This is a genomic window from Ciceribacter sp. T2.26MG-112.2 (assembly GCF_900492205.1).
GTDB lineage: Bacteria > Pseudomonadota > Alphaproteobacteria > Rhizobiales > Rhizobiaceae > Allorhizobium > Allorhizobium naphthalenivorans_A.
Window position 1 is genome coordinate 291,673 of the sequence record NZ_UEYQ01000004.1, and the last position, 11,490, is coordinate 303,162.

The window sequence follows — 11,490 nt, forward strand, 5'->3', positions numbered from 1 at the left end:
GGTAAATTTGAGTTGGCATGGTGGTTGCAAAGGGATCCGTGTTCCCAACGCTTGACCTGGAGACAGGATCCGGACGGGAACAGGAAGGAAACGGCAATATGCCGCTTCTTGTTTGGACCGGTCTCGCGGTGTGCCTTGTCGAAGGAGCAACAAGGCGCGGATAACCGCAGATGGCCGGGTCGGGGAAAGATCCATCGGCGATGACCGATGGGAGGGAGGATATCAAATATGTCTGCTGCGACAGAAACATTGACGGGCGGCTATGGAGGCGGTGGCCTTCTCGACCGCGAACGCATCATCGCCAAACCGGGTTTCAACCGCTGGCTGGTCCCGCCGGCCGCCCTTGCCATCCATCTCTGCATCGGCATGGCCTATGGCTTTTCGGTCTTCTGGCTGCCGCTCACCAAGTCGCTGGGTATCAGCCAGTCCGTGGCCTGTCCGGATCTGACGCTGGCGTCGGCACTGTTCACCACCAGTTGCGATTGGCGCGTCGCCGACCTCGGCTGGATCTACACGCTGTTCTTCGTCCTGCTCGGCTCGTCCGCCGCGATCTGGGGCGGCTGGCTGGAGCGGGTCGGTCCGCGTCGGGCCGGCTTCGTTTCGGCCTGCTGCTGGTGCGGCGGCATTCTGATCGCGGCAATAGGCGTCATGACCCACCAGCTTTGGCTGATGTGGCTCGGCGCCGGCGTGATCGGCGGCATCGGTCTCGGGCTCGGCTACATCTCGCCGGTCTCGACGCTGATCAAGTGGTTCCCCGACCGTCGCGGCATGGCGACCGGCATGGCGATCATGGGCTTCGGCGGCGGTGCGATGATCGGTGCGCCGCTGGCCGACATGCTGATGAACACCTTCAAGAGCGAAACCTCGGTCGGCGTCTGGCAGACCTTCGTCGTCATGGCGGGGATCTACTTCGTCTTCATGATGGGTGGGGCCTTCGGCTATCGCATCCCGCCGGCCGGCTGGCGTCCCGAAGGCTTCGTGCCCCCGGTCGCCAAGGACAGCATGATCACCAGCCGTCACGTGCACCTGAAGAACGCGCACAAGACCAAGCAGTTCTGGCTGATCTGGGCGGTTCTCTGCCTCAACGTCTCGGCCGGCATCGGCGTGATCGGCATGGCTTCGCCCATGCTGCAGGAAATCTTTGCCGGCTCGCTGCTTGGATTGCCCGAGTTGAAATTCTCCGATCTCAGCAAGGAGCAGTTGACGGCGATCGCCGCGATCGCCGCCGGCTTTACCGGGCTCCTCTCCCTGTTCAACATCGGCGGGCGCTTCTTCTGGGCCTCGCTCTCCGACAAGATCGGCCGCAAGAACACCTATTACGTGTTCTTCCTGCTCGGCATCCTGCTCTACGCCTCGGCCCCCTGGGCTGCGGGCATCGGCAGCAAGGTGTTCTTCGTCGCAGCGTTCTGCATCATTCTGTCGATGTATGGCGGTGGCTTTGCCACCATTCCCGCCTATCTGGCGGACATCTTCGGCACGCAGTTCGTCGGCGCGATCCATGGCCGCCTGCTGACCGCCTGGGCAACCGCCGGCATCATCGGCCCGGTGGTGGTCAACTACATCCGCGAGGCGCAGATCGCCGCCGGCATTCCGCGCGCCCAGGTCTACGACTTCACCATGTATATCCTGGCCGGAATGCTGGCGCTTGGGCTGGTCGCCAACTTCCTGGTCAAGCCGCTGTCCGACAAGTGGTTCATGTCGGATGAGGAAGTGGCGTCGCTGCAAGCCAAGACGAAGGCCGAGGCTGCGGGTCCGACCGGCTCCTTCGGCATCGGTACGGGTGGCCTCGACGGCAAGGCGGCGGTCGCCTGGGCGGTGGTCGGCATCCCGATCCTCTGGGGTGTGTGGATCACGCTGCAGAAGACGTTCGTTCTGTTCGGCTGAAGCAAGGCAATCGCGGGTTGGAAGGCGACATTCAATGCCTTCGGCCCGCTTGAAGGGACAAAGAGAAAGGGCTCCGCAGTGCGGAGCCCTTTTCAGTCTTGTCGGAATGCGTCGAGGAGGTCAGCCTTCTCAGGCGGCCATTTCTTCGATTTCGCTGCCCTTGAACATCTTGGCGAGGTTCAGGAAGCAGATCATGCCGTGTTCGTTGGCGATGATGCCTTCGGAGAAGGACTTGTCGAAGGAGGCCGAGATCTCCGGAACCGGCTGGACCTGGCTGGAAGGGATCGTCAGGATGTCCGAGACGCGGTCAACCAGCATGCCGATGACCATGTTGTGAACTTCGGCGACGACGATGGCGGAGCGCTCGTTGGCGACTGTGCTCTTCATGCCCAGCTTGTAGGCGAGGTCGATGATCGGAATGACCGAGCCGCGCAGGTTCATCACGCCGATGACGTCTGCAGGAGCATGCGGGATCGGCGTCGACGGCGCCCAGCCGCGGATTTCGCGGATGGTCGTGGTCTTGACGCAGAATTCCTGGTCATGCAGCCGGAAGGCGATGATTTCGAGGGTTTCGCCGTTGAAGCTTGTCGAGTTGATCGCGGTCGCCATTAGAATTCTTCCCAACTTTCCTGTGCCTGGGCGGTCGCTGCGCCGCCTGTTGCTGCGCGTGCGACCTTAGCCATGAGTTTGCGTGCCGGGGATGCGACGGGTCGGGCATCAGGACGCGCTAGGGTTACTGTATTCGAAGAGTGTTGCCCAAATCTAAACTGAGCCAGGAGATTGCGAAGGGTCTCGGATTCCCTGGCAAGGCTGTGGCTGGCGGCGGTGGTCTCCTCGACCATGGCCGCGTTCTGCTGCGTATTCTGGTCCATGGCGTTGACCGCCTTGTTGATCTCCTGCAGCCCGGTCGCCTGTTCGCGCGAGGCCTCGACGATGGCGATGACGTTGCTGTTGATGTCCTGAACCTCCGAGACGATCTGCTCCAGCGCTTTGCCGGTCTGGCCGACGAGCGAGACGCCGTTGCGGACCTGTTCGCCGGATGTGGTGATCAGCGCCTTGATCTCCTTGGCGGCGTTGGCCGAACGCTGGGCGAGTTCGCGGACCTCCTGGGCGACGACCGCAAATCCCTTGCCGGCCTCGCCGGCACGGGCTGCTTCCACGCCGGCATTCAGTGCCAGAAGGTTGGTCTGGAAGGCGATGTCATCGATTACGCCGATGATGTTGGAGATTTCCCGTGACGAGGATTCGATCTGGCCCATCGCGGCAATCGCGCTCTTTACGACTTCACCCGATTTTTCCGCGCCGGCCTTGGTGCGGGCGACGAGAGAGCCGGCCTCGTCGGCGCGCTTCGAACTGTCGGTAACGGTCTGGGTGATCTCCTCGAGCGCTGCTGCAGTCTCCTCGACGGCGGCCGCCTGCTGCTCGGTGCGCTTGGCTAGGCTGTCGGAAGCCGCCTGGATTTCCTTCGAACCGGCGGCGATCGCATTGGTGTTCTCGCCGACCGTCGCCATTGCCGCCTGCAGCTTGTCGAGCGAGTTGTTGAAGTCGAGGCGAAGGCGGTCGAGGCCGGGGATCAGCGGACGTTCGATCCGTGCCGTCAGGTCGCCCTCGGCAAGCGCCGTCAGCCCGACCGCGACGTCATCGACGGAGCGAACCCGATCTGTAATGTCGGTGGCGAACTTGACGACCTTGAACACTCGGCCGTTCATGTCGAAAATCGGATTGTACGAAGCCTGGATCCATACGACCTTGCCGCCCTTGCCGATCCGCTTGAACTCCTCGGAGAAGAATTCGCCGCCGGCAAGCTTCTGCCAGAAGCGCTGATAGTCGGCGCTCTGGGTGTAGGAGGGCTCGCAGAACATCGCATGATGCTTGCCCTGGATCTCGGACAGGCTGTAGCCGAGGGTGGTGAGGAAATTGTCGTTGGCGGTGAGGATCTCACCCGTGGGGGTGAATTCGATCATCGCCTGGGCGCGCGAGATAGCCGCGATCTTGCCGGCGTCCTCGGCCGATTTCAGCTTCTGCGCGGTGATGTCGGTGGCGACCTTGACGACCTTGTAGGGTTTGCCGCCGCTGAACACCGGATTGTAGGAGGCCTGGATCCAGACCTCCTGACCGGTCTTCGATATGCGCTTGTATTCGCGGGAATCAAACCGCCCGGCGCCGAGGTCCGCCCAGAACTGCTTGTATTCCGGCGATGCCACATAGGTCGGGTCGCAGAACATGCTGTGATGCTTGCCCTGGATTTCCGAGAGCTGGTACCCCAGCGCGCGGCAGAAATTCTCGTTGGCGGTGATGATCTTGCCGTCGAGGCTGAACTCGATGATAGCTTGCGAACTGCTCACGGCCGCCAGGATCGCCTTCGCATCCGCGCCGAATATATTGATGTGCACTCTCAGTCCCCTTTGTTATGGCACATGAATGAGCGGCCAGACCGTCGTTAGTGCCGTGAATCTAAAATCTGAGAAAACTACGGTAGCCGGCGAGCGGCAGATTTCTGGCGACGCTCGTTACCCCTAAAAATAGGGGGTTATAGTTAAGGGCTGCTTAAGGGGATGGTGGGTGAAGACCAAAGTCTCAGATGGCGGGCAAATGCTCACCAAAAAAATCATGAACCAAAACATGATCCTCGAAAGAACGAAGGCCCTCGCCGGAGGACGAGAGCCTTGCTGGTTCCGCGACTGGCGGTCAGTGTCTGGTCTGGTTACTGCATCAGAACCTTCTCGATCCTGTCCAGCGCCCAGTCCACCTGTTCCCTGGTGATGACCAGCGGTGGGGCCAGCCGGATCGTATCGACATGGGTATCCTTGGCGAGCAGGCCGAGGTCTTTCAGCGCGTAGCAATATTGCCTCGCGCCACCCGCCTCCGGGTCGAGCTCGACCGCCAGCATCAGGCCGCGACCGCGCACGTCCTTGACGATGTTCGAGCGGATGGAGCGGAGCCCCTCGAGGAAATACTCGCCCATGGCGGCGGAGTTCTCGACCATCTTTTCCTCGACCAGCACCTTGAGCGCCTCACGGGCAATGGCGCAGGCGAGCGGATTGCCGCCGAAGGTCGAGCCATGCTGGCCGGGCTTCAAGACGCCAAGCACCTCGGAATTGGAAAGCACCGCCGAGACCGGGTAGAATCCGCCTGACAGGGCCTTGCCGATCAGCGTGACGTCGGCCTCGATGCCTTCATGTTCCTCGGCCAAGAGCTTTCCGGTGCGCCCAAGCCCGGTCTGGATCTCATCGAGAATGAGGGTGACTTTGTTGTCGGTGCAGAGCTCGCGCACCCGGCGTAGATAGCCGGCCGGCGGGATGATGACGCCCGCCTCGCCCTGGATCGGTTCGATCAGCGCGCCGACGGTGTTCTCGTTGATCGCCGCTTCGAAGGCTTCGGCATCACCGAAGGGCACCGTGCGGAAGCCGGAGGTGAAGGGGCCGAAGCCGCCGCGTGCATCCGGATCAGTCGAGAAGGAGACGATGCTGAGCGTGCGACCGTGGAAGTTGCCCGAACAGACGATGATCTCGGCCTTTCCCTCCGGCACGCCCTTGGTCTCGTAGCCCCATTTGCGCACCGCCTTGATCGCGGTCTCGACGGCTTCGGCGCCTGAGTTCATCGGCAGGATCTTGTGCGAGCCGGTCAGTGCCGCAAGCTCTTCGTAGAGAAGGGCCAGCTGGTCGTTGCGGAAGGCGCGCGAGGTGAGCGTCAGCTTGGACGCCTGTTCCGTCATGGCGGCCAGGATGCGCGGATGGCAATGGCCCTGGTTGACGGCCGAATAGGCCGACAAGCAGTCGAGATACTGCTTGCCTTCGCTGTCCCAGACATGGACGCCCTGGCCGCGCGTCAGCACGACGTCGAGGGGTTTGTAATTGTGCGCGCCGAGGCGCTGTTCGGTGGCGATGAGCTCTGCTGTGTTCGACATCGTTGGTCCTCGGTTTGGTCTAAGCGGCGCGGGTTGGGCGGTCGAGAATGCGCCGGCCAAACAGGCTGGCGGCCAGTTCGACGATGACGCGGGCGCTCTTGCCGCGGTCGTCGAGGAAGGGATTGAGCTCGACAAGGTCGAGCGAGGAGACGAGGCCGCTGTCGTGCAGCATCTCCATGATCAGGTGGGCCTCGCGGAAGGTCGCGCCGCCGGGGACCGTGGTGCCGACGCCTGGCGCGACATCGGGATCGAGGAAATCGACGTCGAGGCTGACATGCAGCAGGCCGTTGGCGCCGGATACTTCAGCGATGATCCGCCGCATGATCGCGCCCATGCCTTCCTCGTCGATGGCGCGCATGTCGAAGACGTTGACGCCGTTCTCGGCGATCGCCAGGCGCTCCTGCTCGTCTACGGAGCGGATGCCGACCTGGTAGACATGGCGCGGATCGACAAAGGGTCGATCAGTGGGCAGGATCGGCGCGAATTCGGCCTTGCCGCAGTAGAAGGCGACGGGCATGCCGTGGATGTTGCCGGAAGGAGATGTCGCCGGCGTATTGAAGTCGGCATGTGCGTCGAGCCAGAGCACGAACAGCGGGCGTCTGAGTTCAGCCGCACGCCGCGCCATGCCGGAGACGCTGCCCATCGACAGGCTGTGGTCGCCGCCGAGCAGGACCGGAAGGCTGCCTTCGGCTGCGGCGCGATAGGTTCGATCCTCGATGGCGCGGGTGAAGGCGCCGACGACCGGGAGGTGGTGCGCCCTGGGGTGTTCCCCGAGGTCGGTTGCCGGCGCCGGGCGCAGGTCGCCGGCGTCGGTGACGCGGTATCCGAGTTCGCCGAGCGCCGATCCGATGCCGGCGATGCGCAGCGCCGCCGGGCCCATCGCACAGCCGCCGCGGCCGGAGCCTTCCTCCAGTGGAACACCGATCAGCGTGACGGCCTTGGTCTTGTCGTTCATCAGGATCTCCTCGTCTGCGAGGCATGATCTTGGCGAAAGCGTACGTCTGCAAAAAGATGGAAAATGATCGGAAAGCGAGTTAGATTACACAAAATGACAGCTTATTCTGACGAAGTGTAAAATGGACGATCTCGACCGCGATATTCTTAGCGCCCTGCGCCACAATGCCCGCATACCGGCCTCGTCGCTCGCGGCGATGACCGGTGCGTCTCGGGCGACCATTGCCGCCCGGATCGACCGCATGGTGGCCGACGGAACCATCGCCGCCTTCACCATCAGAACCGGCAGCGAAATCCGCCCGGCCGGTGTCCGGGCCATCGTGATGATCGAGGTGGTAGGCAAGTTCGCCGATCGCGTCGCGCATCAGTTACGCGGTCTGCCTGAAGTTCGCGCTCTGCACAGCACCAACGGACGTTGGGATTTTATCGCCGAGCTGGAAGACCGAGATCTTGCCTCTTTCGACGAGACACTGCGGCGCATCCGTCTGATCGAGGGGATCAATACGACCGAATCGAGCATTCTGTTGAAGACCAGCAAGGTCGGCTGACCGCCGATACTTTGCCGGCTCAGTATTCCTTTTCGTAGAAGATGCCGGCGCCGGCCCCTTCCGCCCCCGCCTCGCCCTTCAGCTTCACGCCGCGGCCGATGTCGAGGTTGATCACCGCCTTGGTCTGGCCGGTGCCGCCCTGCTGCAGTTCGATATAGGTCTTGTCGTTCAGGTATTTTCCGGCGCTGACCTTGGCCTGGCCCGTCTCGTCGGTCGAGATGTCGAGATCGTCTACACCCAAAGTCGAGCGCAGCGCCTCGAATAGCGAGGTCGAGCGGCCGCCGGCGAGCTGGGCCGCGGCGTCGGCGAGCTGGGCGATCTGCAAAGCGGACAGGCGAGCCATGGACTGGCCAAAGATCAACTGGGCGAGAATCTCGTCCTGCGGCAGAGAGGGAGAGGACGAGAAGGAGACGGTCGGGTCGTTGGCGAAGCCCGAGATCGTGATGGTGATCGTCGTCGTGCCCGACGTGGTTGTCGCCTCCATGTCGAGGATCGGGATCAATCCTCCGCCGAAGGTGATCGTACCGCTGGTGAATTCCATGCGCTTGGTCAGGATTGACAGGCGGCCGCGCCTGAGGTCGAAGGCGCCGGAGACGTTCGGTGCCTGCGCCGTGCCGGTCACCGCGATCGTTCCCCCGAGCTCCGCATCGATGCCCCGGCCGCGCACGAAGATCTGCGTCGGCGAGGAGACGGTGAGATCCAGGCCGATGGAGGACTGGCTGCCATGGCGCTCGGTCTTGGTGATCGTCGCCATCTGCTGGCGCACGGCGGGCGGTGCGTGCTTATGCTGGATGTCGAGTTCGGACAGGCTGGTCGGCAGCTTTTCCGGAATGGTGATGGCGGTCTTCGACAGGTCGATCCGGCCGGCCAGTACCGGGGCTGAGAGCAGCGGTCCCTTGATGGTCAGGTTGCCGTCGGCGGTGCTCGCCACCATGGTGCCGTCGACATAGACGGCCTTGTCGAGCGTAATGGCAATGTCAGCCGGCAGGCCGGGTGACAGGATGTCGATCGTGCCGCCGCCGGAAATGCTGCCGCCGCTGGCGAGCTTGCCGGTGAGGCCGGTGACGGAGGCGCGATTACCCTGCAAGGTAACGGTCGCCGAAAGCTGCTCGACCGCGAGATTGCGACGCACGTCGATCAGGCGGGCGCCGGAGGTGCGCACGGTGCCGGTCAATTGCGGTGCGCCCAATCCGCCGGAGACGGTGATATCGGCATCGGCTGATCCTTCCAGCACGAAGCCCTGGCGTGACAGCAGACCGGTCAGCGCGGCAAACGGCAGCGTTCCGGTGAATTTCATCGCGATCGGCCGCTGTCCGGACAGGCTGAGCGTCCCGCCTCCGGCAAGGCCGAGGCCGCCCTGGCCGGTTGCGCGGCTGTCGAGCGACAGGCGTCCGTCACGGAAATCACCCTTGGCCGATATGGAGAAGGCACCGACGCCGGCCTCGCGGGTCTGGGCGACGGCGGCATTGGCCCAGTCGAGTGCATAGGTGACGACAGGTGCTGCGGGCGTTCCCTTGACCGTCACCGTGCCGGAAATCGTGCCATCGGGCGCAAGCGTCGGAGCCACGGTCGCAGCGAGCGAGGCGGGCACGTTGCGAAGAGCTGCATTCAGGTCGAATGTTTCACCGGCGCTCCCCGTAACGTCGACCGTGCCGGAGCCGGCGGAGATCGTTGCCGCCTCCATCGCCACCTTGCCGCCGGCAATGGTCAGGGCGGCGGGCTTGGCAAGTGACAGCGGTATGCCGCGCGGTGCGGCGGAAAGTGTGTCGAGCGCGACCCTCAAGCCCGCCGCCTGCTGCTCGATGCGGCCTTTGGCAACGAGCGGCGCGCCGTCGTAGCGGCCGTCGAGATCAAAGGCGGTGCTCGCTCCCTGCCGCGAAAATCCGAGCTTGGGCGTCTCGATCCTGTTGGCGCCAATCGACACGGCCGAAGCGCTGAGACTGCCTTCGGCGGCAAAGGCGGCAAGGTCGGAAATCACCAGACGGATGTCGGGTGCGACAACCGCGAGCGTGTCGCGCGAAAGCGTCGAACCGGTTGCCACGATGTTCGCCGACAGCTTGCCGTCGCTCTCTGCAAGATCGACGGACCCCTCGAGGTCGCCGCTCGCGTTCTGGCCCGCCAGGGCGGCGATCAGGCCGACTTCCGGCAGGTCGAAACGCAGCGTTCCCGAGGGGACGAAGGCCGGGGAAAAGGAAAGCGCGCCTTCGATCCGGTTGGCGCCGACCGCCACGGCCAGTGCCGGAATGGAGGAGCGGCCATTCTCGGCTACGAGATCGGCGGTCGCCTCGATCCCCTGGCCATCGAGCGTGCCGGACATTGTCAGCGTGCCCTTCGGCGCCGTCCTGTCGGCGGTTCCCTCGATCTCGAGCGCGAGGTTCTCCAGCTTGCGTCCCGCAGCGACAGCTGCCTCGCTTTTCAGCGAAAGCTTGCCGGCCAGCGCATCCAGCGGCCCTTCGGCGGAAAGGGCGAAATCCGCGCCGCCGCTGATGTTGTCGACCAGTGCGGCAAGATCGCTGATCCGGCCGGCGAGATCAGTCGTCAGCCTGTTCTCCGCATCGAGGGTCACCGAACCGGTCGCCCCACCGAGATTGCTCGTCAGCTTCAGGTCGGAGAGCGCGACAGTGCGCGGCAGCGTGTAGTCGAGCGTGCCGGCGAGGCCGATCGTGCCTTCGAACTTGGTTGCCAGACCCGCCGGCAGGATGGCGGGGATGGCGAAGAGTTCGAAACGGCTGGTGAGCGTCTTTTCGTCCAGCGCATAGTCGCCGTTGAGCTTCCCGCCGATCGTGGTGCTTTCAATGGTCGTGCCGTCGAAGCCGATCCTGTTTTCACCCAGCAGAAGCGGCGCGCTGATCGTCATCGGCGCCTTGAGGATGCGGTCGAGTTCGGCGTCGGCGAACTTGCTTGCTGTCACGGAAAGCGTTGTTTGAAGAGGTCCCGTACGCGTGGCGAGGTCGAAGCTGTCACTCTTGGCCGCGACATCGGCGCCGGTAAGCGTTCCTTGCAGCGTTTGCAGCGAGGCGAAGCGGCCGGTGAGGTCGATGGTCGCGCCATTGGCCGGTCCGTTGACGGAAAGTGCGAGCTGCTCGATTTCCGCCGCGACGGTCTGCTCGCCACTCGTCCAGCTGAAAGGAACCGGGCCGGCGGTGGCGTTTAGCCGCGCCTGGAGATCGTTTGTCCCGTTGGCGGCGTAACGTCCGGAGGCGATAAGATCGAGCGCGGCGGTCGAGAGCCTGCCTCGTTCGATCGTCACCGCACCATTGCGGTCGAGGCTCGCCGCCAGATCGATCGCGGTTTCCCCTTGGAAGAGGGGACGAAGCGGGGGTGGCAGAAGCGCATCGAAACGGCCGCCGCCGGTGGCGGTGATACTGCGCAAGCCTGCTTCTATGCGGTGCGTTGCCTCGACGGCGAGCGTCGGGCGGCCGTCGACCGCGGCGGTCAGCTTGCCCTTCCAGTCGCTGAGCGGTCCGTCACCGTCCACCCCGAGGCGCAAGGCCGGGCTGCCGGGCAGACGCAACAGGCCTGCGACAAGTCCACTCGCAGGCTCGTTGAGTTCGCCGGTCAGCCGCAGGCGATTTTCGGCCGGTGCATAGACAAGATCTGCGGTCGCCTGCGCATCTTGCGCATCGGTTCGCGTGGCCCGAAGCTGTGCCGCGATCCGCTCGCTGACCGCCTGGCCGGATCCGGTGAGGGACAGACGAATGTCACGCCCGGCGAGGTCTCGTCCCAGATCGACGACGGGGAGGTCCAGCGACCGCACATCGATTTCGACCGGCAGCGAGAAACCGGAGTTTGCGTCGTCATCGATCTCGTCCTGCGTCACGACGGGCACACGATGGATGCGGACGGAGCCTGCGGCAATCCGCTCGGCGGTGAGGCGACCATCCAGAAGATCCAGCGGCGACCAGTCCATGGCGAGATCGCGGATCTCGGCATAGATGCCCTGGCTGTCGGCCAGCGATACGCTCTCAATCCTCAGCTTCCCGCCCAGCAGGGGGCCCGCGCCGTCGATCGATACCCGCCGGTCGGGCGTCGAAAGCAGGGAGGCGATTTGGCCGGCCAGGAAGCCACCGCCCACGCCGGTGAAACCGGCGATGAGAACTGCCACGACGGCGAGCACCAGCGTCGCGCCGGTGACATAGGCGAGCAGTCGAAGGGCAAAGGTCGTGAGGCGTTTCAGCAGGCGCATGCGGCTTTCAT

Annotated in this window: 7 protein-coding genes; 2 read left to right on the plus strand and 5 right to left on the minus strand. The window is 64.0% G+C overall.

Going from position 1 to position 11,490, the window contains the following annotated elements:
- The first annotated feature begins 228 nt into the window (after positions 1 to 228).
- Positions 229 to 1,884: an OFA family MFS transporter gene (locus DYZ14_RS09230; protein WP_154720390.1), complete on the plus strand. Its 1,656-nt coding sequence runs from the start codon at positions 229 to 231 to the stop codon at positions 1,882 to 1,884.
- 129 nt (positions 1,885 to 2,013) lie between these two features.
- Here the strand turns inward: DYZ14_RS09230 and DYZ14_RS09235 are convergent, their stop codons facing one another.
- The 4 genes from DYZ14_RS09235 to rocF all read right to left on the minus strand — a co-directional run bounded on the left by DYZ14_RS09235 (position 2,014) and on the right by rocF (position 6,746).
- Positions 2,014 to 2,493 carry a chemotaxis protein CheW gene (locus tag DYZ14_RS09235; RefSeq protein WP_115670337.1) on the minus strand — a complete coding sequence of 160 codons (480 nt, stop codon included), beginning with the start codon at positions 2,491 to 2,493 and terminating at the stop codon, positions 2,014 to 2,016.
- Entirely contained in the window at positions 2,493 to 4,265 is a 1,773-nt protein-coding gene (locus tag DYZ14_RS09240) for a methyl-accepting chemotaxis protein (RefSeq protein WP_195949885.1), read from the minus strand. The genes DYZ14_RS09235 and DYZ14_RS09240 overlap by 1 nt, the downstream gene beginning before the upstream one ends.
- Positions 4,266 to 4,588: 323 nt before the next feature.
- Positions 4,589 to 5,791: an ornithine--oxo-acid transaminase gene (rocD, locus tag DYZ14_RS09245; protein WP_154720391.1), complete on the minus strand. Its 1,203-nt coding sequence runs from the start codon at positions 5,789 to 5,791 to the stop codon at positions 4,589 to 4,591.
- A gap of 19 nt (positions 5,792 to 5,810) precedes the next feature.
- Complete coding sequence (rocF, locus tag DYZ14_RS09250) at positions 5,811 to 6,746, minus strand: arginase (RefSeq protein ID WP_154720392.1); 936 nt, start codon at positions 6,744 to 6,746, stop codon at positions 5,811 to 5,813.
- Between the two features lie 121 nt (positions 6,747 to 6,867).
- On the opposite strand from rocF, the gene DYZ14_RS09255 reads away from it, so the two are divergent.
- A complete protein-coding gene (locus tag DYZ14_RS09255) occupies positions 6,868 to 7,293 on the plus strand; it encodes an Lrp/AsnC family transcriptional regulator (protein ID WP_115670334.1) in 426 nt (141 codons plus the stop codon).
- Between the two features lie 19 nt (positions 7,294 to 7,312).
- Here the strand turns inward: DYZ14_RS09255 and DYZ14_RS09260 are convergent, their stop codons facing one another.
- The gene (locus DYZ14_RS09260) at positions 7,313 to 11,479 is read right to left on the minus strand and encodes a translocation/assembly module TamB domain-containing protein (RefSeq protein WP_154720393.1); all 4,167 of its coding nucleotides are present in this window, start codon (positions 11,477 to 11,479) and stop codon (positions 7,313 to 7,315) included.
- Positions 11,480 to 11,490: the final 11 nt, after the last annotated feature.